Here is a 23,093-nt window from a genome sequence, read left to right on the forward strand (position 1 = left end):
TCTCGTGTTCGGCGACTTTCAAGCTCATGAAGATGTCGAGAAGCTCACTCTTTACGGAAGTTACGCGTTCGATCTTGCTCATGATCGACTCTCCCTCTTCTTCTTTGTCGTATCCTCTTGCCTATCTTCTGCTTGCCGAGCTGTTTCGGCATGCCGTCACCCAGCTCAATGGCGACTCGGCTTTTCTACTATACCCCACTTGACAGGATGATGACTAAGTGGGTCATTCCACGTAGAGGGGCCGAAATTCCATATCGACTTCGTGATGGGGCATACTGATCTCTGCGACTGCCAACCAAGGAGTTCAGCGTGAGCCGCGCCCTGTTCGATGAAATGAGACGCCGCATGGAACACTTTCGCCGCTCCGAGCAGAAGGTGGCGCGCTACGTTCTGCGGAACCCCGATGAAGTGATCCATATGCGCATCGTCGACCTGGCGACCGAGTCCAAGGTCAGCGAGCCCACCGTGGTGCGCTTCTGCCGGGCGCTGGGTTGCAACGGCTTCCAGGACTTCAAGCTCAAGCTGGCGCAGATGTTGGCTTCCGGCAGCCAGTTCGCCCAGTTCTCGATGAACGACGATGATTCGGTGGCCGAATTCTCCCAGAGCATCTTCGACTCCACCGTGGGCACCCTGCTCTCGGTGCGTGATCGGCTGGACAACGAGGCCCTGAGCCGTGCGATCCAGGCGCTGGCCATGGCCAACCGGGTGGAGTTCTACGGCTTCGGTGCGTCCGGTGCGGTAGCCTTCGATGCCCAGCACAAGTTCTTTCGCCTGCAGATATCCACCGCGGCCTATGCCGACCCGCATATGCAGAACATGTCGGCGGTGACCCTCAAGGAGGGCGATGTGGTGGTGGCCATCTCCCAGACCGGCCGGACACGGGCGCTGGTCGCCAGCGTGCGCCTGGCCCGTGAGGCCGGTGCCACGGTGATCGGGCTGTGTCCCAGCGGCTCGCCGCTCGCCGAGGAGGTGACCCTGCCGCTATACATCGACGTGCACGAGGATACCGAGATATACACCCCGATGAGCTCGCGTATCGCCCACCTGGTGCTGGTCGACGTGCTGGCGGTAGGGGTGGCCAAGACCCGCGGCCCAAGGCTCGCCGAGCAGCTCAAGGCGGTGAAGAAGAGCCTGACGCCGCTGAGGTTTCCCGAGCAGGAAGGCAAGCCATAGTGGCCTGAAGACGTGGCTTTCCCGGCGACAGGTTTACGCGGAGGCGCTGTGAACCCATCCCTGGGCGCTACATCCTTCATCCCTGAAGGATGACCTACGCTTCAACCTGTCCCCGGCGCCACTCGCCGAAGCGTTGGGCCGGCGATTAATCATCTTCCGACAGCGCCCCTGTCCACTGACGCTGCCACGCCATTGTAGGAGCATCTTCAGATCGCGACTGGAGGCGCAAGCCTCCCGGCGGTGTTGCCGGTGCTTGACGATAACCACCAACGATGCCGCCTCCGCCAGGCGCCCGCCGAGTCTTATGCGCAGTCAGGATATGCTAAGCTGAGCGCTCATTTTTCGAGCGGCAGTACCCTTTCCATGGACGACGTCACGGCGATTCTCGATGAACTGAACCCCGCCCAGCACGAGGCGGTCAGTGCCCCCCAGGGCAACATGCTGGTGCTGGCCGGGGCCGGTTCCGGCAAGACCCGCGTGCTGGTGCATCGAATCGCCTGGCTGATGCAGGTCGAGGGCCTGTCGCCCTACGCGGTGCTCGCCGTGACCTTCACCAACAAGGCGGCGCGGGAGATGCGCACCCGCCTTGAGGCGCTGCTGGGGCTGTCGCTGCGCAACGTCTGGGTCGGTACCTTCCACTCCATCGCCCATCGCCTGCTGCGTACCCACTGGCAGGATGCCCGACTCCCCCAGCATTTCCAGATCATCGACAGCGACGACCAGCTGCGCCTGGTCAAGCGCCTGCTCAAGGAGAATCATGTCGATGACGAGCGCTACCCGCCGCGCCAGGTGCAGTCGTTTATTTCCGGCTGCAAGGAAGAGGGGCTGCGGCCGCACCAGGTGGATGCCCATGGCGATGCCTACCTGGCACAGATGGTGGATCTCTATGAACGCTACCAGCTGACCTGCGAGCGTGGCGGGCTGGTCGATTTCGGCGAGCTGCTGCTGCGCAGCCTGGAGCTGCTGCGCGACAATCCGGCCCTGCTGGCCCATTACCAGGAGCGTTTCGGCCACGTGCTGGTCGACGAATTCCAGGACACCAATACCCTTCAATATGCCTGGCTCAAGCTGCTCTCCGGCATGAAGACGCCGATGACGGTGGTGGGCGACGACGACCAGTCGATCTACGGCTGGCGCGGCGCCCGAGTGGAGAATATCCGCCGCTTCGAGCAGGAGTTTCGCGATACTCGCACCGTGCGTCTGGAGCAGAACTACCGCTCCACCAGTGCGATACTGGAAGCCGCCAACGCCCTGATCAGTCACAACGCCGAGCGCATGGGCAAGGAGCTGTGGACGGCAGGCAGTCGCGGCGAGCCGATCTCGCTCTATGCCGGCTTCAACGATCTGGATGAGGCGCGCTTCATCGTCGATACCATCAAGGAGAAGGTCGACGAGGGCTACAATCGGCGCGAAATCGCCATCCTCTACCGCTCCAACGCCCAGTCGAGGGTGCTGGAAGAGACCCTGATCCGTCAGGGGATGCCCTATCGCATCTACGGCGGGCATCGCTTCTACGAGCGCCTCGAGATCCGCAACGCCCTGGCCTACCTGCGCCTGCTGCTCAATCGTGACGACGATGCCTCACTGGAGCGCATCATCAACGTGCCGGCCCGGGGCATCGGCACCCGCACCGTGGAGATCCTGCGTGAACGCACCCGCATGTCCGACGTCACGCTGTGGCAGGCATTGCATGACGGGCTCGCCGACGCATCGCTCAAGGGGCGTGCCGGCAATGCCATTCAGGCGTTCGCCGACCTTATCGAGAGGCTGGACAATGAAACCGCCGGCATGTCGTTGCACGAGATCATCGCCTATGTGATCGAGCATTCGGGCCTGATCGAGCATCACCGCAACGAGAAGGGCGAGAAGGGGCAGGCGCGGGTCGAGAACCTCGAGGAGCTGATCAATGCCGCCCGTGCCTTCACCCAGGGCGAGGCGCTGAATCCACCGGAGACGGGGGAAGGCGGCGTGGCACTGGAAGCCTTCCTTTCCGAAGCGGCGCTCAACGCTGGCGAGCACGAAGCCGACGAATTCGAAGATGGTGTGCAACTGATGACGCTGCACTCCGCCAAGGGGCTGGAGTTTCCGGTGGTGTTCATTGCCGGGGTCGAGGAGGGACTGTTTCCCCACAGGATGTCGCTGGAGGAGCCCGGCCGCCTCGAGGAGGAGCGCCGGCTCTGCTATGTGGGCCTGACCCGGGCCATGCGCAAGCTCTACATCACCTATGCCGAGATCCGCCGCATGCACGGCAAGGAGACCTTCCAACGGGCCTCGCGTTTCCTGCGCGAGATTCCCGCAGAGTACATGGAAGAAGTACGTTTGCGCGGACAGATCTCCCGACCGGTCACGGCCATGCGGCCAGCGGTCGGACTCTCCCGCCAGACCTCGGTCAATGGCGGTGGCGACCTTCCCAGCCTGAGCCTGGGGCAGCGGGTGCGGCATCCGGTGTTCGGCGAAGGGGTGATCCTCAACGCCGAGGGCGAGGGGGAGCGCGCCCGGGTCCAGGTCAGCTTCGAAGGCGAGGGTGACAAGTGGCTGGTGCTGGGCTTCGCCAAGCTCACACCACTCTGAGAGCGCCTGTCGTTGACGTCTACGTCAAAAGGCGTGCTTGCTGCCCAATATGTCCTTACGCATACTCTCAGGCGGACACATCGCGCAGCACAAGACGCGAATCAGAATAATCACCCTTGGAGTCACGTACGCCATGCAACGCCGCCTTTTTCTCAAGAATAGCCTCAAGACCGTCGGCCTCGGTGCCGCCGGCGTCGTAACAGCCGCTTTCGTATCCACGGCCAGCGCAGAGGAAACCATCACCTGGGACATGGTCACCTCCTGGCCGACCAACTTCCCCGCCCTGGGCACCGGCGCGAATGATTTTGCCGAACGCATCGAGACGCTCTCCAACGGTCGCATGCGCGTCCGCGTGCACGGCGCCGGTGAGCTGGTGCCGGCAATGGAAGTCTTCGACGCCGTTGCCGCCGGAACCGCCGAGATGGGCCACTCCGCCGCTTACTACTGGCGGGGCAAGGTTGCCGCATCACAGTTCTTCACCGCAGTGCCGTTCGGCATGAACACCACCGAAACCAACGCCTGGCTCTACTATGGTGGCGGCCAGGAGCTGTGGGACGAAGTCTATGCCAAGCACAACCTCAAGCCTTTCCCCGTGGGCAACACCGGTGCCCAGATGGCCGGCTGGTTCAAGGAGGAGATCAACTCGCTAGATGACATGCAGGGGCTCAAGCTGCGCCTGCCGGGTCTGGCTGGTGAAGCGATGAATGGTATCGGTGTCACCACCGTCAACATGCCGGGCGGTGAGATATTCACCTCCATGCAGACCGGCGTGCTCGACGCCGCCGACTGGGTAGGCCCCTACAACGACATGGCCTTCGGCCTGCATCAGGTCGCCGATTACTACTACACCTCGCCGTGGAACGAGCCCACTGCCGTGCTGGAGGGGACTGTCAATCTGGATGCCTGGAACGCGCTGCCGGACGATCTCAAGGCGGTAGTGACCGAGGCGGCACGAGCCTCCAACCTGGCGATGATCAGTGAGTTCGCCTATCGCAACGCCCAGGCGCTGGAGACCCTGGTGGAGGAGCACGGCGTCCAACTGCGCACCTTCCCCGATGATGTCGTGGAGGCACTCTACGAGTCCTCGCAGCAGGTCATCCAGAATCAGGTGGAGAACGATCCGGATTCCGCCAAGGTTTACGAATCCTATCAGGCCTTCCAGAACCTGGTACGTCCGTTCCACGACGTGGGTGAATTCGACTACCTCAAGACCCGCGATAACCTCCAGGACTGACGCACAAGGCAGGGTAAGCTGAACAGGGGCGCCGTATGGCGCCCCTGTCATTTTTTGGGTGCAGACTCAGCCGCCTTGGTGGACAGCGCGGATCCGTCCCTTGTCGTCCAGTGCCACCATCACGAAACGGGCCTCGGTGACCTTGTGGAGTTCGTCGCCATCACGTTCGTGGGGCTGGCGGCTCCAGACTTCCACGTCGATCTTGACCGAGCTATGGCCAATCTCGCGAACGGCCGTGAAGATATTGACCGTCGAGCCCACTCGAACCGGGCACAGGAAGTCCATGGCTTCGATGGCCACGGTGGCGGTGCGGCCACCGGCTTCACGACCGGCTGCCAGCTCGGCGGCCTGATCCATGTGGCTGACCAGCCAGCCGCCGGGAATGTCGCCATACAGGTTGGTATCCTGGCGGGAAGCCAGTAGCTTGAGCGTCAGCTGTCCCTGGGGAGCGGGCACATCGTCGAGGTCGGTCATGGGTCGTCTGCTCGGCTTGTTGTTGTCAGTGGTCGGTACGGGGTAAAACGAGCTGAATGATATTGCGCTGCAGCGCGCCTGTGCGCCATCTTATACGGCAAGGTCCCCCTGGCTCCAGCCTTGCGACAACCTGTCACCCGGTGCTTGCCTGTCACCACCACCCTCTTGCCATGAGGAAACACAATGCTGGATGCCTTCACGGCCCTGGTACGTGGTACTCGGCTTGCCTACTCACCGGGCATGCGTCGTTACGTCTTCGTGCCCATTGGGATCAACCTGGTGGTCTACAGCCTGATGCTGTACTACGTGGTCACTCACTTCGGTGGTTGGCTCGACGGCTGGATGGCCATGGTGCCAGGCTGGCTTGAGTGGCTCTCCTGGCTGATCTGGCCACTGTTCGTGATCAGCCTGGTGCTGGTGGTGTTTTTCACCTTCACCCTGGTGACGCACCTGATTGCCGCGCCCTTCTACGGCTTCCTGGCCGCCAGGGTAGAGGTGCTGGCCACCGGCCGGCCGCCCCTGGATGATCGGGGCTTGGCCAGGACGGCGGTGGATGCGCTGGGCCGTGAACTGGTCAAGCTTGGCTATATCCTCCCCAGGATGGCGTTGCTGTTCGCCATCAGCTGGATTCCCACTGTCAATCTGATCGCCCCGCTGCTCTGGCTCCTGTTCTCCGCCTGGATCATGGCCATCACCTATCTCGACTACCCCATGGACAACAATAAGGTCAGCTTCGCCGACATGCGGCGTCGCCTGGTGTCACGCCGTTGGCCAACTTTGAGTTACGGGGCCTGGGTAACGCTGATCACCTGGATCCCGCTGGCCAACCTCTTCCTGCTTCCCGGCGCCGTGGCGGGTGCGGTGCTGATGTGGGATGGCCACTATCGGGGCATGCCTGCCTCCTGACCCGGGCAGGGGGTGTCAGGGAGCTGCTACCCTTAAGGGTGTCTGAGTGTATTCACAAGCCGCACAAGGATTTCACCCCATGCGCCCCATGATTTTTCTGATGCTGGCTGCCACCCTGTCGATGGCTGCTCCGACCATGGCACAGGAGTATCGGCTGGATGATCTGTTGATCACCTACCCCTTCGCCACACCCTCTCCGCCCAGTGTCGACCACGCTGCCGCCTACATGGATGTTTCCATCGTCGGCGACGAGCCCGACGTACTGGTAGGGGCGAGCACCCCCGCCAGCGATACCGTCGAGCTCCATGACATGGCCATGGAGGGTAGTGTCATGCGGATGTTTCCTGTCGGCGAAATCGAAGTGCCCGCCAGCACCTTCTGACCATGCGCCCGGGCGGGGGTTATCACCTGATGCTGATGAATCTTGTCGCACCGCTGCGCGAGGGTGATAGCTTCCCGATGACCCTGACCTTTGCCGAGCGGGGTGAGATCGATATCCGTGTGCAGGTCCAGAGCGCCAGCGATGGCAGTGCCGATGCAGGGGAACTACTGCATCGGCACCGCCATTGATGCCCCAGCGAGTGCCTGGCAAGTGGCGCCAGGCCGCTCGCTCTTGCTACAGCCGCCGCTCTACGTCGATGGCGGTCGCCTGCACGGTCTGGCTGACCGGTGAGAGCGCCATGCTGGCTACGTAGTAGATCACGGCACCAAGAATCGAACCGGTAAACCAGCCATAGTCGTAGAACCAGAACATGGTGCCGGTGGTCAGCGATAGCAGGGTCAGCGAGACGGGTATGCCGAAGGCGATAAAGCCGGCAATGTTGATGGCGGGATAGGCCTTCCCGTCCTGATAGAGGCTCGGCACGTCGAGTCGTTGGCGCTTGATCAGGAAGTAGTCAACTGCCATGACGCCGGCGATTGGCCCCAGCAAGCTGGAGTATCCCAGCAGCCAGTTGGAGTACATGCTCTCGAGGGACACACCGGAGGTGAGGATCCCCGCCTTCTGCATCAAGTCGTAGCCCATCAGCGCCACCCCGAATGCCCCGGTGATCAGAACGCCGCGGGTGTGGTCGATGTAGCGGGGCGCGACGTTCTGGAAATCATTGGTTGGCGAGACGATATTGGCCGCTGTATTGGTCGAGATGGTGGCGATGATGATCATTACCATGGCGAGGCTGACCCAGAACGGATTGTTGATCATGCCGATCAGGCTGACCGGGTCGGCGACGGTCTGGCCGACCAGCGATTCCGAGGCCGCTGTCATGACCACACCGAGTGCAGCGAAGAAGAACATGGTCAACGGCAGGCCGAGCACCTGGCCGACGATCTGGTCCTTCTGGCTCTTGGCGAAGCGACTGAAATCGGGAATGTTGAGCGACAGGGTAGCCCAGAAGCCGACCATGGCCGTCAGGCCGGCGAAGAAGTAGCCATAGACCGGCGCCCCTTCGGGGCGAGATGGCGGCTGCAGCAAGAGCTCGGTCATCGACATGTGTGGCCAGGCCCAGAACATCAATCCGATTCCGACCGCCAGCAGCAGCGGGGCTGCCAGTGTCTCCAGCCACTTGATCGATTCGGCGCCGCGGATCACCACATAGAGGTTCATGGCGCCGAAGATGAAGAAGCCTATGACTTCGCCGATCCCTCCCAGCGCCTGCCAGGGGGGAAAGATCGTTGACAGCAACAGGTGGATGGCAAGCCCCCCGAACATCGTCTGCACGCCGAACCAGCCGCAGCCGACCAGCGCCCGGATCAGGCAGGGTACGTTGGATCCGAGAATCCCGAACGATGAGCGCAGTACCACGGGAAAGGGTATGCCGAACTTGGTGCCCGGAAATGCATTGAGGGTCAGGGGAATCAACACGATGACATTCGCCAGCAGGATCGCAAGCAGCGCTTCACCGACGCTGAGCCCGAAGTAGGCGGTCAAGACGCCGCCAAGGGTATAGGTCGGCACGCAGATCGACATACCCACCCACAGGGCGGCAATGTTCCATTTCGACCAGGTGCGCTCGTGCGCCTTGGTGGGAGCAATATCGGTATTGAAGCGTGGACTGTCACGAACGTCATCGCCTTCCTCGAGTTCGATCAAGCCCTGCTTGTCCAGCATCCTTGATGACTTGGTGGTCATTGTTGTTCTCCACGTCACTAGATGGGTTCATGAACTGCCCGGTAGCCCTACCGAGCAGTAAGCAATAAGCGTGCCCAAGTTATGCCGTTTCCCTTGAATCGCCCTCCCGAGAGCGACCTTTCTCCCCTGTGGATGTACTTTTTCAAGGTCATCACCCACTCGATAATCTGAAAAGCTGACGAAATCGACAGAATTTTATGAGGCCGGGAGAAGCCAGGTAGAACGACGTCGTTTTCACGCTTCATGTCAGGCTAGTCAAGTTTCAAAATGGTTCAAGATTTGTTAACGAGCTAATAAAATAAGTGCGGAACATATATTAAGATATTGTTTTTATTGATTTAAATAGAATTCATAAAGGCACCTTTCTGGAGCAAGATTTCACCAAAATGGAGTTCCAGGACGAGGAGATTTCTTATTTTCCTTTTAAAACAACAGGTTGATTAAAATCCCTGTGAGAGATGAAAAAGATCTTGAAGGAGCTGGTATCACCGACTAGTTTTGAAAAAGCTGACTTAAGTGACAGCTTTATTGTTTTCTGAATTTTACCTTGGCTCTTGCCGACGTCGTGCACAGTCGCATGAGCCCGACAACAAACACAACATTGGGTAAGCGATCATGCAGAAAATGAAAATCGGCCTGATACAGATGGGCCTTAAGGCGAGTACCGACCTGGAACCCGCGGCGATTCGCGATGCCATGAACGAGGCACACCTGCCGCTGATCCAGCAGGCGGCGGACGCCGGCGTGCAGGTCCTGTGCTTCCAGGAAGTCTTCAATCAGCCCTATTTCTGTCCCAGCCAGGATCCCAAGTGGTATGCCGCTGCGGAACGGGTGCCCGAGGGGCCGACCTGCCAACTGATGCAGAAGCTGGCCGCCAAGCACAGCATGGTGATGGTCGTGCCGATCTTTGAAGAGACCGAGACCGGGGTCTACTACAACACCGCGGCGGTGTTCGATGCCGACGGCAGCTATCTCGGCAAGTACCACAAGACCCATATCCCCCAGGTCGCCGGCTTCTGGGAGAAGTTCTTCTTCAAGCCCGGCAAGTCCGAGTGGCCGGTCTTCGATACCGCCTACGGCAAGATCGGCGTCTACATCTGTTACGACCGCCACTTTCCCGAAGGGTGGCGGGCGCTCGCCTTGAACGGTGCCGAGGTGATCTTCAATCCCTCCGCTACTGTGGCTGGTCTCTCCCAGTATCTGTGGGAACTCGAACAGCCTGCCTCCGCCGCGGCCAACGGCTGCTTCATCGCCGCCATCAATCGGGTCGGTACCGAGGCGCCTTGGAATATCGGGGAATTCTACGGTTCGAGCTACATCGTCAACCCCCGTGGCCAGATCGAGGCCCAGGCCAGTGACAAGGAGGATGAGCTGCTGATCCATGAGATCGACCTGGATATGGTGCGCGAGGTGCGCAACAACTGGCAGTTTTTCCGTGATCGTCGTCCGGATGCCTATGAGCGTCTCACTGACGGTGAATGACAATGACAACACGATCGGGGAGTAGCGCATCATGAGCGTATTGATTCGTGGCGGTACCGTCGTCACCCACAGCGACACCTACCGCGCCGACATCCTCTGTGATGACGGCAAGATCCAGGCGATTGGAGCGGACATTGCCCCCCCTGCAGGGTGCGAGGTGATCGACGCCGGTGGCATGTACGTGATGCCCGGAGGCATCGATCCTCACACCCATATGCAGTTGCCCTTCATGGGCACCGTGGCCAGTGAGGACTTCTATAGCGGCACTGCGGCGGCGCTGGCGGGCGGGACCACATCGATCATCGATTTCGTGATCCCGAGCCCTGGCCAGTCGCTGATGGAGGCCTTCGATATCTGGCGAGGCTGGGCGGAAAAGGCCTCCTGCGACTATGCCTTCCACGTCGCCATCACCTGGTGGGACGACAGCGTCAGGGAGGAGATGGGGACTCTGGTGCGGGAGCACGGAGTGAACAGCTTCAAGCACTTCATGGCCTACAAGGGGGCCATCATGGCCACCGACGACATCCTGGTGCAGAGCTTTTCGCGCTGCCTGGAACTCGGCGCGGTGCCCACGGTACATGCGGAGAACGGCGAACTGGTCTACCACATGCAGCAGAAGCTGCTGGCCGAGGGCATGACCGGACCGGAGGCCACCCCCTGTCACGCCCGCCCCAGGTGGAGGGAGAAGCCGCCAGCCGGGCGATTCGTATCGCCAGCACCCTCGGGGCACCCATCTACCTGGTACACGTCTCCACCAAGGATGCCGTCGACGAGATCGCTTATGCCCGCCAGCAGGGTCACCCGGTCTATGGCGAGTGCCTGGCCGGCCATCTGGTACTCGACGACAGCGTCTACCAGGATACCGACTGGGGCGAGCCGCCGCCCATGTGATGAGCCCGCCGTTCCGGCCCAAGGGCCACCAGGAGGCGCTATGGCAAGGCCTGCAGTCCGGTAACCTTCAGACCACCGCCACCGACCACTGCTGCTTCTGTGCCGAACAGAAAGCGGCTGGCAGGGAAGATTTCACCAAGATCCCCAATGGTACCGCCGGGGTCGAGGATCGCATGGCGGTGCTATGGGAGGAGGGTGTGAATAGCGGGAAGCTGTCGAAGCAGGAGTTCGTCGCCCTGACCTCCACTAATACCGCCAGGATCTTCAACCTCTATCCGCGCAAGGGGGCGGTACAGGTGGGAGCCGATGCCGACTTGGTGGTGTGGGACCCCAATGGCACCCGCACTATCTCGGCCGCGACCCACCATCAGAACGTCGACTTCAACATCTTCGAGGGCAAGACGGTGCGGGGTATCCCCCGGCATACCGTGAGCCAGGGCAAATGGGTTTGGCGCGATGGCGAGCTGCATGCCGAACGAGGGGCCGGCCGCTACCTGGAGCGCCCGGCCTACCCTGGCGTGTTCGAGTTGCTCGAGCGTCGGGCAGAGCTCAACGCGCCCAAGCCCGTGCAGCGTGCCTGAGCCGTAATACACGGGCACACACCGCCCGCGAGAGCGAGACGGTGATGACAACAAGATGTGAAACCACCATGAGAGGCCACGACCGTGACCCACTATCTCGATCATCTACCCCGCGTGGGGGACAGTCCCGGGGCGACGCCACAGGCGCTTGCCGACAACTTCAGCGATTTGCATCCTCCGCTCACCCAGCGCCAGGCAATCATCGAAAGCCAGCGCTGCCTTTACTGCTATGACGCGCCCTGCATTGAGGCCTGCCCGTCGGATATCGACATCCCGCGCTTCATTCGCCAGATCGGCGAGGACAATATCAACGGTGCCGCTCACACCATCCTTGAGCAGAATATCCTCGGCGGCAGTTGCGCCCGGGTCTGTCCGACGGAAATCCTTTGCGAGCAGAGCTGCGTGCGCAACCACGATGCCGAGTGCCAGCCGGTACTGATCGGCCTGCTTCAGCGCCATGCCACCGACAACATGCAGTTCGAGGAACACCCCTTCCGCCGCGCTGCGGATAGCGGGCGTCGCGTGGCGGTGGTGGGGGCTGGTCCGGCGGGGCTGGCCTGTGCCCATCGCCTGGCGATGTTCGGTCACCAGGTGAGCCTCTTCGAAGCCGAGGCCAAGCCCGGCGGCCTCAACGAGTTCGGTATCGCCCGCTACAAGATGACCGATAACTTCGCCCGCAGGGAGGTAGAGTTCCTGCTCGAGATTGGCGGCATCGATATTCGTTATGGCCAGCGGCTCGGCGACAACCTCAGCCTCGAGCAACTTCGAGGCGAGTACGACAGCGTTTTCCTGGGGCTGGGCCTGGGGGCCAGTCGTCGGCTGGGGATGACCGGCGAGGATGCGCCGGGCTTGATGCCCGCGGTGGACTACATCAAGGAGCTGCGCCAGGCAGAGGAACTCGTTGACCTGCCGCTGGCTCGACGCTGCGTGGTGATCGGTGCCGGCAATACCGCCATCGACATGGCGACCCAGATGGCCCGGCTGGGTGCCGAGGAGGTCACGCTGGTTTATCGCCGTGGCGTCGAGTCCATGTCGGCCACCGGCCATGAGCAGGAGATCGCCAAGCGCAACGGGGTACGCATGATGACCTGGGCCAGGCCCCTGGAGGTATTGCTCGATGGGGAAGGTCGGGTAGCCGGCATGCGCTTCGAGAAGACACGCGAGGACAGTGGTCGGTTGGTCGGCACCGGGGAGACCCTCGATATCGCGGCGGACGGTGTCTTCAAGGCCATTGGACAGGGCTTCGACACCACCAGTCTGGCCGAGCCGATGGCGGCAGAGCTCGCCCGGGATGGCGAACGCATTCAGGTCGACGGCAACTTCCAGACTTCGCTTCCCCGGGTCTATGCCGGCGGCGACTGCGTCGCACCGGGCCAGGACCTCACGGTACAGGCCGTGCAGCACGGCAAGCTTGCGGCCCACGCGATTCACCAGGCCCTGATGGCCAAGCAGGAGGCCGCATGATGACTTTCCCCAACGGACTCAACGGTATCGACCTGAGCGTCGACTTCGCCGGCATCAAGGCGCCCAACCCCTTCTGGCTGGCCTCGGCACCGCCTACCGACAAGGCCTATAACGTGGTGCGTGCCTACGAGGCGGGCTGGGGGGGCGTGGTCTGGAAGACCCTCGGCGAGGACCCGGCGGCGGTCAATGTGTCGTCGCGCTACTCAGCGCACTTCGGCAAGAATCGCGAGGTGCTGGGCTTCAACAACATCGAACTGATCACCGATCGCTCCCTCGAGATCAATCTGCGGGAGATTACCGCGGTCAAGAAGGCATGGCCGGACCGGGCGCTGGTCGTGTCGATCATGGTGCCCTGCGAGGAAGCGGCCTGGAAACACATCCTGCCGCTGGTGGAAGCCACCGGCGCCGACGGCATCGAACTCAACCTGGGATGCCCCCACGGCATGCCGGAGCGCGGCATGGGCGCCGCGGTGGGCCAGAACCCGGACCTGATCGAGAAGGTCACCCGCTGGTGCAAGCAGTATTACCCCAAGCCGGTGATCGTGAAGCTCACCCCCAACATCACCGACATTCGGGCCCCCGCCCAGGCCGCCCTGCGCGGCGGGGCCGATGCCGTGTCGCTGATCAATACCATCAACTCGATCACCAGCCTCGATCTCGATGCCATGGTGGCCAGGCCCACCGTGGGCAGCCAGAGCACCCACGGCGGCTATTGCGGCAGCGCGGTCAAGCCCATCGCCATGAACATGGTCGCCGAGATTGCTCGCGACGCCGCCACCCGCGATCTACCCATTTCCGGGATCGGTGGCATTTCCAACTGGCGGGATGCCGCGGAGTTCATAGCCCTGGGCTCCGGCAGCGTGCAGGTATGCACCGCCGCCATGCTGCACGGTTTTCGTATCGTCGAGGAGATGAAGGACGGCCTGTCACGCTGGATGGCGGAGAAGGATTACCGCACGATTGCCGACTTCACCGGTAAGGCCATTCCCAACACCACCGACTGGAAGCACCTGGACATGAACTTCCAGACCATTGCCCATATCGACCAGGACAAGTGCATCGAGTGCGGGCGGTGCTATATCGCCTGCGAGGATACCTCGCACCAGTCGATCGCCAAGCTGGTCGATGCCAGTGGCGCCCGGCGCTACGAGGTGATCGAGGAGGAGTGCGTGGGCTGCAACCTGTGCCAGATCACCTGCCCGGTACAGGACTGCATCACCATGGTGCCCCAGGAGACCGGCAAGCCCTACATGAGCTGGAACGAGGATCCGCGCAACCCATACCGGGTGGCGAGCTGAGCCGGCGGCCTGGCACTGTTCACGGTGTCAGGCCGATTCCCCGCAGGATGACCGAGGTCACCGACTGCACCGCCTTCTCGAACTGGATATCGTCCAGCGGGCGGTCGTCGTTCAGCAGGGCGATCTGATAGTCGAAGTCGGCGTAGTGCTGGGTCGAGGCCCAGATCATGTACAGCAGATGCGAAGGCTCCACCGGCAGGATCCGTTCGGCCTCGATCCATTCACGGATCTTGGCCTCCTTGAGCTTGGCCCACTCGTAGAGATTATCGCGAAGGTCTGTCTGGAGAATGGGGGCGCCCTGCATGACCTCCGCCGCCCACACCTTGGAACCGTGGGCCCGGTTGCGTGAATGCTGCATCTTGGCGCGGATATAGGTGGAGAGCACGATGCGAGGATCGTCATAGAGCTCAAAACAGAGCGCATCCTGCTTCCACACCTCCAGCAGCTCCAGCAGCACGGCACGGTAGAGTGCTTCCTTGGTGGAAAAGTAGTAATGGACGTTGGACTTGGGAAGGTCGGCCAGCTTGGCGATATCGCCCATGGAGGCGCCAGCGTAACCTTTTTCGGCGAAGATGCACTCGGCGGCAAGCAAGATCTTTTCCCTGTTCTGGCGTCTAATATCATCCTGTTTTCTTGCCATCTATGGGAGCACCTTGCAGCCGTCCTGGATAACCGGTCAATCAATCCGTAATCCTAAGCATACACAAGGAGGCACCACAGCAATAGCGGTGGTGCCTTGGTTTCGTAGTGCATCGGCTCAAGCGAGCGGCGTGATTCAGCTGCCGCTGGAGGGGAAGGAGAATTCGGCGGAGCTGGTCTCGAAGCTCGAGGGCCAGCGCTGGGAAACGGCCTTGCGTCGGGTGTAGAAGCGAACCGAGTCGGGGCCGTAGGCGTGCAGGTCACCGAACAGCGAGCGCTTCCAGCCGCCGAAGCTGTGATAGGCGACCGGTACCGGCAGCGGCACGTTGATGCCGACCATGCCGACTTCAATGCCATCGGCAAAGCGACGAGCGGCTTCGCCATCCCGGGTGAACAGGCAGGTGCCGTTGCCATATTCGTGGGCATTGATCAGCGCCATGGCCTCATCGAGGCTGGCGACGCGCACCACGCAGAGGACCGGCCCGAAGATCTCTTCCTGATAGATTCGCATCTCAGGGGTCACCCGGTCGAACAGGCAGCCACCGATGAAGTAGCCGTCCTCATGCCCCGCTACCTTGATGCCGCGTCCATCGGCAACCAGCGTGGCGCCTGAGGCGACGCCGTCCTCGATATAGCCGAGTACCTTGTCGCGATGCTCGGCGGTGACCAGCGGGCCCATGTCGAGGCCGCGTTCCGTCCCGGCACCGACCTTGAGCCCGGCGATCTTGGGCAGCAGCGTCTCCACCAGTCGATCGGCCGTCTCGTCGCCCACACAGACCGCGACCGAGATCGCCATGCAACGCTCGCCGCAGCTGCCGTAGGCCGCGCCCATCAGGGTATTGGCCGCATTTTCCAGGTCGGCATCCGGCAGGACCACGGCGTGGTTCTTCGCGCCACCCAAGGCCTGGACCCGCTTGCCGCTGGCGCTGCCGCGGGTATAGATCGCTTCGGCCACGGGGGTCGAGCCGACGAAGGAGATCGCCTTGACGTCGGGTGCGTCCAGCAGCGCCTCGACGGCCTCGCGACCCCCGTGCACCACGTTGATCACGCCCTTTGGCAGGCCGGCATCGTGCAGCAGCTCGGCCACGGCGAGTGTCGCCGTGGGGTCCTTCTCGGAGGGCTTGAGGATGAAGGTATTGCCGCAGGCGATGGCCATGGGGTACATCCACAGCGGCACCATGGCGGGAAAGTTGAACGGCGTGATGCCGGCGACGATCCCCAGCGGCTGGAAGTTGGACCAGGCATCGATGCCGGGGCCTGCATTGTGGGAATACTCGCCCTTGAGCAGTTCCGGCACACCGCAGGCGTACTCGACGTTTTCGATGCCGCGCTTGAGCTCCCCCATGGCGTCTTCCAGGGTTTTGCCGTGCTCTTCGCTGATCAGCTGTACCAGCCGGTCGGCGTGGGTCTCTAGCAGCTGCTTGAAGCGGTACATTACCTGGGCACGCTTTGACGGTGGGGTGTCGCGCCAGGCGGGAAAGGCTGCCCTTGCCGCGGCAATGGCTTGCTCGACCGTCGCCTTGTCACCCTCCGCCACCTGGCGAACGATCTCGCCGGTGGAGGGGTTGGTCACCGGCAGGGTATGGGTGCTCCGGCACTTTTCACCGTTGATCAGGTGGGAAACGACGTCCATCGGGCGCTCCTTCTCGGTAGGGTTCAGGTCAGGGAATCGAGGGTCGAGGCCACGGCGTCGAAGAGCCGCTCCAGCTCCATTTCCGTGGAGCCGAAGGGTGGGCCGAATTGCAGGGTGTCGCCGCCGTAACGCACATAGAACCCCGCTTCCCAGAGCGCCATGTGGGCATCGCGAGGTCGCACGGTGGGGTCGCCGCCTCGGGGGGCGAGCTGTATCGCCCCGGCCAGGCCGTGGTTGCGGATGTCCACCACATGGGATCGTCCCTTGAGGGCGTGCAGCTTCTCCTCGAATACCGGGGCAATGGCGCGAACCTGGCCGGGGAAGTCCTCCCGCTCGAGCAGGTTGAGAGAAGCCAGGGCGGCGGCACAGGCCACCGGGTGGGCGCTATAGGTGTAGCCATGGGAGAACTCGATGGCGTGCCCGGCCCCGCCCGCATGCATGAAGGTATCGAAGATCTCGCTGGAGGCGATCACCGCGCCCATGGGCACCGCACCGTTGGTGAGCTGCTTGGCGATGTTCATCAAGTCCGGTTTCACGCCGAAGGCCTCGGCGCCGGTGATCGCGCCGCTGCGGCCGAAGGCGGTGATCACCTCGTCGAAGATGAGCAGGATGTCGTGGGCGCTGCAGATCTCCCGCAGCCGGTCGAGATAACCCTTCGGCGGCACGATGACCCCGGCGGAGCCCGACATCGGCTCGACGATCACCGCGGCGATATTGGAGGCATCGTGCAGGGCGATCTGGTCGAGCAGGGCATTGGCGAGTTCGGCGCCGCTCTCGGCCTGGCCGCGGGTGAAGGCGAGGTGAGGCTGCAGGGTATGGGCAGGTGCGTCACGTCGAGCAGTTGCCCGTAGTGCTTGCGGTTGCCGCCGATCCCGCCGAGGCTGGTGCCGCCGACGTTGACCCCGTGGTAGCCCTTGGCGCGGCCGATCAGGCGGGTCTTCTCCGGCCGTCCCTTGAGCCGCCAGTAGGCCTTGGCCATCTTCACCGCGGTATCGGCGGCATCGGAGCCGGAGTTGGTGAAGAAGACATGGTCGAGGCCGGCAGGGGTCAGGCTTGCCACCTTCTCGGCGAGCTCGAAGGCCAAGGGGTGGGCGACCTGGAACCCCGGGGCGAAGTCCAGGCTGCCCAGCTGGCGGGACACCGCCTGCTGGATCTCCACGCGGTTGTGTCCCGCGCCGCTGGTCCATAGACCCGACAGCGAATCGAACAGTCGCCTGCCCTTGTCGTCGATGAAGTAGCGCCCTTCGGCAGCGGTGATCATGCGCGGGTTGGCGTGGAAGTCGCGATTGGAGCTGAACGGCATCCACAGGTGCCGGTTGAGCCCCGGGTGCCCTGCTGCCGCCTCACGGCCGGTGGGTGACGTTGTGGCCTGGTGGGTATCGACCTGGTACATGGTCCTGTCCTCTGCTGCCTGTCGGGTGTTGTTCACCGCGTTGTGCAGACAGCATGGACCGAACGAAAGGTTTATAAAATCAAACTATACTATCGTTAACGTCAGTCTTGTAATACGTGGTTGGCGTGCCCGCCGAGCGAGGTTCAGCCGTTCACGGTTGGCCAGAGGCTGAGCGCGATGCCGGCAAAGACCAGCAAGCCCGACCAGTGGTTGTTGAGGAACGCCTGGAAGCAGCGGTCCCGGTCCCGGGTGCGAATCAGGGTCTGCTGGTGCACGAAAGTGGCCCCCATGGCGGCGAGGCCCAACCAGAAGAAGGCGCCGAGCCCCAGGCGCAGGCCGGCCCATGCCAACAGCGCCAGGGTGGCACCCTGCAGCAGGCCGATCATCAGGCGGTCGGCGCGGCCGAACAGCACGGCGGTGGACTTGATGCCGATGCGAAGGTCGTCGTCGCGGTCGACCATGGCGTACTCGGTATCGTAGGCCACGGTCCAGGCCACGTTGGCACAGAACAGCAGCCAGGCCTCCACCGGCACGTGGCCCAGCACGGCGCCGAAGGCCATGGGAATCGCCCAGGAGAAGGCGGCCCCGAGGAACAGCTGTGGCAGGTGGGTGTAGCGCTTCATGAACGGGTAGATGAAGGCCAGCACCACCCCGACCAGGGACAGCATCACCGTGAACAGGTTGGTGAACAGCACCAGTACGAAGGCCGCCACGACCAGCACCAGGAACAGCACCCGGGCCTCGCCCTCGCTGATGCGGCCGGTGGCCAGGGGGCGGTTCTTCGTTCGCTTGACGTGGCCATCGAAGTGGCGGTCGGCGTAGTCGTTGACCACGCAGCCGGCCGCCCGCATCAGGTAGACGCCGGCGATGAAGATGAGCAGCACATTGCGCCCGGGAATGCCCTCGGCGGCCACCCACAGCGCCCAGAGGGTGGGCCACATCAGCAGCCAGGTGCCGATGGGACGGTCCAGGCGCATCAGGTGCAGGAAATCGGGTACGCGGGCCAGGCCGGTGGGATGCAGCAGGGATCGGTCCATCGGAGCCTCCTCAATCGATGGCGCTCATCCTAACGTGAAGGCAGCGCCAGTTCATCCGCCATGGCGTCGAGAAAGAACTCCTGCACCAGAACGGCAAAGCGGCCGTGGTGAAATACCGAGCGCCGGCCCCAGGGGCCGGCCTGGCAATGGAAAGGGGGCGGAGAGGCGGTGACCTCGATGGGGCTGCGCTCCAGGCCTGGCTGCCGGAACAGCCAGCTGCCCAGCGAGCGTTCCCCGAGCCGGTCGAGGCGCTGGCCACGCAGCTGGGCAAGTGGCGCCACCGAGCGGGCCACCACCCAGGGTCGTTCATCCAGGCAAAGCGCCACTTCACGCAGCCAGGCGAGGCGCCCAATGGGCAGGCCCAGCGCCCTGGCCTCGTCGGGGCGGGGACGGCCCTGGCGCTGGTCGAGCAGGCGCACGCGGAAGGCCTTCTCGCCCCCGGCTGCGATCAAGCGGTTGGTCAGGGAATCCCGCGAGGCGACCCAGGCCCACCAGTCCGGGCTCATGAAGGGTTGGGCAGCCGCCAGCGGCCGCCAGCTTACTGTGCTCGGGGTCAAGCGGAAGTGGCCGTGGCGCGCCGCACATCTCCGGGTCACCTTGCTCTCCAGGTCGATCGAGGGGTGCATAGTGTAACATGCGGTTCTGACGCGATTCCCTGTAGTGGGCCGGCGCATGCCAGCCCCAGCGATACGGCAAGGAGTTTCATGACCGCTCCCCTTATCATTGTCGGCTCCGGCATGGCGGGCCTGGGCCTGGCCCGGCAGCTGCGTGCCCGGGACACGGCGCGCCCCATCACCCTGGTCACCGCCGATAGCGGCGATGACTACGCCAAGCCACTGCTCTCCACCGGCTTCGCCAAGGGCCTGTCGCCCTCGCGGCTGGCCACCCGTACGGCTCTGGAAGCGGCCGATCAGCTGGGCGTGGTGATGCGCACCCATACCCGGGTGGAGGGCATCGACATCGATGCCCGCACGCTGTGCATCGGTGAGGAGCGCCTGCCTGGGGCGAGCTGGTACTGGCCACCGGGGCGGCACCTCGGGTGCCCTTCAGCGTGCCGGAAACATTGACCGGGCGAGTCTTCACCATCAACGATCTCGACGACTACCGCCATTTCCACGCGGCGCTGGTAGCCCTGGGCCGCCGGGCCCGGGTGGCCATCGTCGGGGCGGGGCTGGTGGGCTGCGAATTCGCCAATGACCTCACCGCCGGCGGGCATGAGGTCACCCTGGTAGCGCCGGAGCGTGCGCCGCTGCCTCGGCTGCTGCCGGAGCCGCTGGGGCGTGCGCTGGGAGACGCTTTCGTCGAAGGCGGAATGACGCTGCAGCTGGGGCGCAGTCTGTCAGCCCTGGAAAGCGTCGGGAGCGACATCGGGTTGACGCTCAGTGATGACAGCTTGGTGGTGGCTGATCTGGTGCTGGTCGCCACCGGGCTGCGGCCGCGAACGGAGCTGGCCGCATTGGCCGGTCTAGAGACCGCTGCGGCAGGTATTCTGGTGGATCGCCGGCTGGAAGCGTCGGCACCCGGGATCTACGCCCTGGGTGACGTGGCCTGCGTCGATGGGGTCAATGCCATGTACGTTCAGCCGCTCCAGGCCAGTGCCAAGGCACTGGCGCGAACCTTGACCGGCGAGCCCTCCGAGGTGGTATACGGAGCCTGGCCGATACTGGTCAAGACGCCGTTGCTGCCGGTGGTGGCAATGCCGCCAGCGAGACCACCGGCACGCTGGCGAATCGAAGGAGAAGGTCGCGATCTGGCAGCCTTTGCCGAGACACAAGACGAACGTTTGATCGGCTTTGCGTTGACAGGGAGCTGCGTGCGGCGGAAAGTTGAGCTGGCGCGAGCGACACCGCCATTGCTAGGCTAGTGTCGTCGAAGGAACTGCGGGCCTCCCGGCCTGCAGCTGACGATAACGTCACCTTGCATGGCGCTTTCCGGGTAGCAAGGGTTTCATGCGTAGCATATCAAGGGCTTCATACCCGGAAGTAGCAGGCGGTTCGTGTTACAAGAATCGCTCGTGCGGATAACAACATACCGACACCCAGCGTCGGGAAATAGCCAATACCAGGAGGGGATTTATGCGCAAGCCAGAACTTGCAGCGGCGATTGCCGAGCGTGCGGAACTTTCGAAGGACAAGGCGGGCCAGGTACTCAACGTCATTCTCGATGAGATCACCGGTAGCGTGGCTCAGGGGCAGGACGTTTCACTGATCGGCTTCGGGACTTTCACCGTGCGCGAGCGAGCCGCCCGCACCGGCAAGAACCCGCAAACGGGCCAGCCCCTGGCCATTCCGGCCAGCAAGACCGTGGCCTTCAAGCCCGGCAAAGGGCTCAAGGATGCTGTCGGCAAGGGCTGACGCCACGCGGAGCGCTTTCGTGGCGCGGCCTGCCGTTGTTGCAGGCCGCGGTTTCCTCCCGTTCCTGTTCGAAGCGGATTCGCCATGAAGCTGAGACTCATGCTTTGGTTGCTGGGCTGGTTACTCAAGATTGCACTGCACCGCAAGCCGCGTTTTCGCGAAGCCCTGACAGAGATGCGTAGCCTCGACTGGGGTATCGCGACCGAAAATCTCTCCATCGCACGTCATTACCGCATGTCGCCCCGTGGCATCCAAACGGGGGCGGGTCTTCCCGTGGACCTGGACCTGGAGCTGCGTTTCGAGGACGAGGCCACCGCCATCAAGGTGTTGCGAAAGCCGACCCAGCAGGCTTTCCTCGATGGCATGATGGCCGGTAACGTGCGCCTGGTCGGTGACTCCAGCGACCTCAACAAGCTGCAGAAGCTGCTCAAGTACCTGTAAGCCAGCACTCGCTGGCCTGGCGGGTGTCCAGGCGTTGCCACCCTTCCGCTGCCACTCGCGCCAATCATCCCCCATCAGCTTGCCTGGAGACGGGCCTCACACCTGCCCGTAGCGTCCTGCCTCTTCGCCTAGCCAGCGGCGAATCAGTGGCTGGCTGGCTTCCGGGTGGCTGGCGAGAAGAGCTTCGGCCAGGGGCGAGACACGATCCAGCAGGTCGGCGTCACGCTCCAGGTCGGCGATCTTCATCTGGGCGAGCCCCGTCTGGCGGGTGCCCAGCACCTCGCCGGGGCCGCGCAGCTCCAGGTCCTTCTCGCGATGCGGAAGCCATCGGTGGTTTCGCGCATGACGCCAAGTCGCTGCCGGGAGTGGGCCGACAGCGGGCCGTGGTAGAGCAGCACGCAGAAGCTTTCGGTGGAGCCCCGCCCGACTCGACCGCGAAGCTGGTGTAGCTGGGAGAGCCCCAGCCGCTCCGGATTCTCGATGATCATCAGGCTGGCATTAGGCACGTCGACCCCGACCTCGATCACCGTGGTGGCCACCAGCAGGTCCAGCTCGCCGGCCTTGAAGGCATCCATCACCGCCGCTTTCTCGGCGGCCTTCATGCGGCCGTGGACCAGGCCGATGGCCAGTTCCGGCAGCGCCTCGCCAAGCTCGATGTGGGTCGCCTCGGCGGCCTGGCACTGCAGGGCTTCCGACTCCTCGATCAGGGTGCAGACCCAGTAGGCCTGACGCCCCTCGGCGCAGGCATGGCGAATCCGTGCCACCACGTCGGGTCGGCGCTCGTCGGGAACCACCACCGTCTTGACCGGAGTGCGACCCGGGGGCAGCTCGTCGATCACGGAGACGTCCAGGTCGGCATAGGCACTCATCGCCAGGGTGCGGGGGATGGGCGTGGCGGTCATCACCAGCTGGTGAGGGGTCAGGCCACCGGCCTCGCCCTTCTCGCGCAGCGCCAGGCGCTGGTGGACGCCGAAGCGGTGCTGTTCGTCGACGATGGCCAGGCCCAGGCGCTGGAAATGCACGTCGCCCTGGAACAGGGCGTGGGTACCTACCACCATGCGGGCCCGGCCATCGAGGATGGCGGCCTTGGTATCCAGCCGTGCCTTGCCCTTGAGCTTGCCGGAAAGCCATGCCACTTCGATGCCGAGTGGCTCGAGCCAGGCACGGAAGGTACGGTAATGCTGTTCGGCCAGGATTTCGGTGGGCGCCATCATCGCCGCCTGGCAGTCGCCGGCGATGGCCGACAGTGCCGCCATGGCCGCTACCACCGTCTTGCCCGAGCCCACGTCACCCTGGACCAGGCGCAGCATGGGCACCTCGCGGGCCAGGTCGGCGCCGATCTCGTCGAGCACCCGGCGCTGGGCCCCCGTCAGCGAGAAGGGCAACTGGGTGAG

18 protein-coding genes and 4 pseudogenes are annotated in these 23,093 nt (G+C 63.3%); 14 read left to right on the top strand and 8 right to left on the bottom strand.

What is annotated here, in order from left to right; all coding sequences use genetic code 11:
- The 4 genes from Q427_RS34935 to Q427_RS27030 form a co-directional block, all read left to right on the top strand.
- Window positions 1–203, top strand: a 203-nt coding sequence (locus Q427_RS34935; protein WP_231613947.1) for a hypothetical protein, incomplete at its 5' end; no start/stop codon positions are given.
- A 106-nt stretch (window positions 204–309) separates the two neighbouring features.
- Window positions 310–1,173, top strand: coding sequence for a transcriptional regulator HexR (gene hexR / locus Q427_RS27020; RefSeq protein WP_043518628.1), 864 nt, complete (start codon window positions 310–312; stop codon window positions 1,171–1,173).
- Window positions 1,174–1,536: 363 nt separating this feature from the next.
- On the top strand, window positions 1,537–3,744 hold the full coding sequence (gene uvrD / locus Q427_RS27025) for a DNA helicase II (protein WP_043518629.1): 2,208 nt from the start codon (window positions 1,537–1,539) through the stop codon (window positions 3,742–3,744).
- Between the two features lie 133 nt (window positions 3,745–3,877).
- Complete coding sequence (locus Q427_RS27030) at window positions 3,878–4,978, top strand: TRAP transporter substrate-binding protein (RefSeq protein ID WP_043518630.1); 1,101 nt, start codon at window positions 3,878–3,880, stop codon at window positions 4,976–4,978.
- A gap of 66 nt (window positions 4,979–5,044) precedes the next feature.
- On the opposite strand, the gene Q427_RS27035 is transcribed toward Q427_RS27030, so the two are convergent.
- Window positions 5,045–5,452, bottom strand: a complete 408-nt coding sequence (locus Q427_RS27035) for an acyl-CoA thioesterase (protein ID WP_043518631.1) — start codon at window positions 5,450–5,452, stop codon at window positions 5,045–5,047.
- Between the two features lie 183 nt (window positions 5,453–5,635).
- Between Q427_RS27035 and cysZ the strand changes: the two genes are divergently transcribed.
- The 3 genes from cysZ to Q427_RS35810 all read left to right on the top strand — a co-directional run bounded on the left by cysZ (window position 5,636) and on the right by Q427_RS35810 (window position 6,928).
- Window positions 5,636–6,358 carry a sulfate transporter CysZ gene (gene cysZ, locus Q427_RS27040; RefSeq protein WP_043518634.1) on the top strand — a complete coding sequence of 241 codons (723 nt, stop codon included), beginning with the start codon at window positions 5,636–5,638 and terminating at the stop codon, window positions 6,356–6,358.
- 79 nt (window positions 6,359–6,437) lie between these two features.
- Entirely contained in the window at window positions 6,438–6,740 is a 303-nt protein-coding gene (locus Q427_RS35805; protein WP_051496762.1) for a copper chaperone PCu(A)C, read from the top strand.
- 29 nt (window positions 6,741–6,769) lie between these two features.
- Window positions 6,770–6,928, top strand: coding sequence for a hypothetical protein (locus Q427_RS35810; protein ID WP_269321331.1), 159 nt, complete (start codon window positions 6,770–6,772; stop codon window positions 6,926–6,928).
- A 46-nt stretch (window positions 6,929–6,974) separates the two neighbouring features.
- Here Q427_RS35810 and Q427_RS27050 read toward each other — a convergent pair whose 3' ends face one another.
- Entirely contained in the window at window positions 6,975–8,486 is a 1,512-nt protein-coding gene (locus Q427_RS27050) for an NCS1 family nucleobase:cation symporter-1 (protein WP_043518636.1), read from the bottom strand.
- A 615-nt stretch (window positions 8,487–9,101) separates the two neighbouring features.
- On the opposite strand from Q427_RS27050, the gene Q427_RS27055 reads away from it, so the two are divergent.
- From Q427_RS27055 to preA, 4 genes and pseudogenes are all read left to right on the top strand, one after another.
- Window positions 9,102–9,968 carry a nitrilase-related carbon-nitrogen hydrolase gene (locus tag Q427_RS27055; protein ID WP_043518637.1) on the top strand — a complete coding sequence of 289 codons (867 nt, stop codon included), beginning with the start codon at window positions 9,102–9,104 and terminating at the stop codon, window positions 9,966–9,968.
- Between the two features lie 31 nt (window positions 9,969–9,999).
- Window positions 10,000–11,440, top strand: a pseudogene (gene hydA, locus Q427_RS27060) (dihydropyrimidinase).
- Window positions 11,441–11,524: 84 nt separating this feature from the next.
- Window positions 11,525–12,904 carry an NAD(P)-dependent oxidoreductase gene (locus Q427_RS27065; RefSeq protein WP_043518639.1) on the top strand — a complete coding sequence of 460 codons (1,380 nt, stop codon included), beginning with the start codon at window positions 11,525–11,527 and terminating at the stop codon, window positions 12,902–12,904.
- On the top strand, window positions 12,901–14,202 hold the full coding sequence (gene preA / locus Q427_RS27070; protein ID WP_043518640.1) for an NAD-dependent dihydropyrimidine dehydrogenase subunit PreA: 1,302 nt from the start codon (window positions 12,901–12,903) through the stop codon (window positions 14,200–14,202). The genes Q427_RS27065 and preA overlap by 4 nt, the downstream gene beginning before the upstream one ends.
- Window positions 14,203–14,221: 19 nt before the next feature.
- Here the strand turns inward: preA and Q427_RS27075 are convergent, their stop codons facing one another.
- The 5 genes and pseudogenes from Q427_RS27075 to Q427_RS27095 form a co-directional block, all read right to left on the bottom strand.
- Entirely contained in the window at window positions 14,222–14,794 is a 573-nt protein-coding gene (locus Q427_RS27075) for a TetR/AcrR family transcriptional regulator (RefSeq protein ID WP_231613948.1), read from the bottom strand.
- A gap of 183 nt (window positions 14,795–14,977) precedes the next feature.
- Window positions 14,978–16,474, bottom strand: a complete 1,497-nt coding sequence (locus Q427_RS27080) for a CoA-acylating methylmalonate-semialdehyde dehydrogenase (RefSeq protein WP_043518649.1) — start codon at window positions 16,472–16,474, stop codon at window positions 14,978–14,980.
- 23 nt (window positions 16,475–16,497) lie between these two features.
- A pseudogene (locus Q427_RS27085) lies at window positions 16,498–17,777 on the bottom strand (aminotransferase class III-fold pyridoxal phosphate-dependent enzyme).
- Window positions 17,778–18,010: 233 nt separating this feature from the next.
- Window positions 18,011–18,904 (bottom strand): 4-hydroxybenzoate octaprenyltransferase, encoded by an 894-nt coding sequence (gene ubiA / locus Q427_RS27090; RefSeq protein WP_043518651.1) that lies wholly within the window; start codon window positions 18,902–18,904, stop codon window positions 18,011–18,013.
- A 29-nt stretch (window positions 18,905–18,933) separates the two neighbouring features.
- Window positions 18,934–19,500, bottom strand: coding sequence for a chorismate--pyruvate lyase family protein (locus tag Q427_RS27095; RefSeq protein ID WP_231613949.1), 567 nt, complete (start codon window positions 19,498–19,500; stop codon window positions 18,934–18,936).
- A 108-nt stretch (window positions 19,501–19,608) separates the two neighbouring features.
- Between Q427_RS27095 and Q427_RS27100 the strand changes: the two are divergent.
- The 3 genes and pseudogenes from Q427_RS27100 (at window position 19,609) to Q427_RS27110 (ending at window position 21,699) form a co-directional block, all read left to right on the top strand.
- Window positions 19,609–20,768 (top strand): annotated as a pseudogene (locus Q427_RS27100) (FAD-dependent oxidoreductase).
- 211 nt (window positions 20,769–20,979) lie between these two features.
- The gene (locus tag Q427_RS27105; protein ID WP_043518653.1) at window positions 20,980–21,258 is read left to right on the top strand and encodes an HU family DNA-binding protein; all 279 of its coding nucleotides are present in this window, start codon (window positions 20,980–20,982) and stop codon (window positions 21,256–21,258) included.
- Window positions 21,259–21,342: 84 nt separating this feature from the next.
- Complete coding sequence (locus Q427_RS27110) at window positions 21,343–21,699, top strand: hypothetical protein (protein ID WP_043518655.1); 357 nt, start codon at window positions 21,343–21,345, stop codon at window positions 21,697–21,699.
- Between the two features lie 96 nt (window positions 21,700–21,795).
- On the opposite strand, the pseudogene recG reads toward Q427_RS27110, so the two are convergent.
- Window positions 21,796–23,093, bottom strand: a pseudogene (recG, locus tag Q427_RS27115) (ATP-dependent DNA helicase RecG); the annotation flags it as partial.

Source organism: Halomonas sp. BC04, from assembly GCF_000568385.1.

Excerpts from the sequence above, each read along its gene's own strand:
- uvrD (WP_043518629.1), top strand. The coding sequence starts at position 1,537 with ATGGACGACGTCACGGCGATTCTCGATGAACTGAACCCCGCCCAGCAC.
- preA (WP_043518640.1), top strand. The coding sequence starts at position 12,901 with ATGATGACTTTCCCCAACGGACTCAACGGTATCGACCTGAGCGTCGAC.
- cysZ (WP_043518634.1), top strand. The coding sequence starts at position 5,636 with ATGCTGGATGCCTTCACGGCCCTGGTACGTGGTACTCGGCTTGCCTAC.
- Q427_RS27050 (WP_043518636.1), bottom strand. The coding sequence starts at position 8,486 with ATGACCACCAAGTCATCAAGGATGCTGGACAAGCAGGGCTTGATCGAA.
- Q427_RS27055 (WP_043518637.1), top strand. The coding sequence starts at position 9,102 with ATGCAGAAAATGAAAATCGGCCTGATACAGATGGGCCTTAAGGCGAGT.
- Q427_RS27105 (WP_043518653.1), top strand. The coding sequence starts at position 20,980 with ATGCGCAAGCCAGAACTTGCAGCGGCGATTGCCGAGCGTGCGGAACTT.
- Q427_RS27035 (WP_043518631.1), bottom strand. The coding sequence starts at position 5,452 with ATGACCGACCTCGACGATGTGCCCGCTCCCCAGGGACAGCTGACGCTC.
- Q427_RS27110 (WP_043518655.1), top strand. The coding sequence starts at position 21,343 with ATGAAGCTGAGACTCATGCTTTGGTTGCTGGGCTGGTTACTCAAGATT.
- Q427_RS35805 (WP_051496762.1), top strand. The coding sequence starts at position 6,438 with ATGCGCCCCATGATTTTTCTGATGCTGGCTGCCACCCTGTCGATGGCT.
- ubiA (WP_043518651.1), bottom strand. The coding sequence starts at position 18,904 with ATGGACCGATCCCTGCTGCATCCCACCGGCCTGGCCCGCGTACCCGAT.
- Q427_RS27030 (WP_043518630.1), top strand. The coding sequence starts at position 3,878 with ATGCAACGCCGCCTTTTTCTCAAGAATAGCCTCAAGACCGTCGGCCTC.
- Q427_RS35810 (WP_269321331.1), top strand. The coding sequence starts at position 6,770 with ATGCTGATGAATCTTGTCGCACCGCTGCGCGAGGGTGATAGCTTCCCG.
- Q427_RS27080 (WP_043518649.1), bottom strand. The coding sequence starts at position 16,474 with ATGGACGTCGTTTCCCACCTGATCAACGGTGAAAAGTGCCGGAGCACC.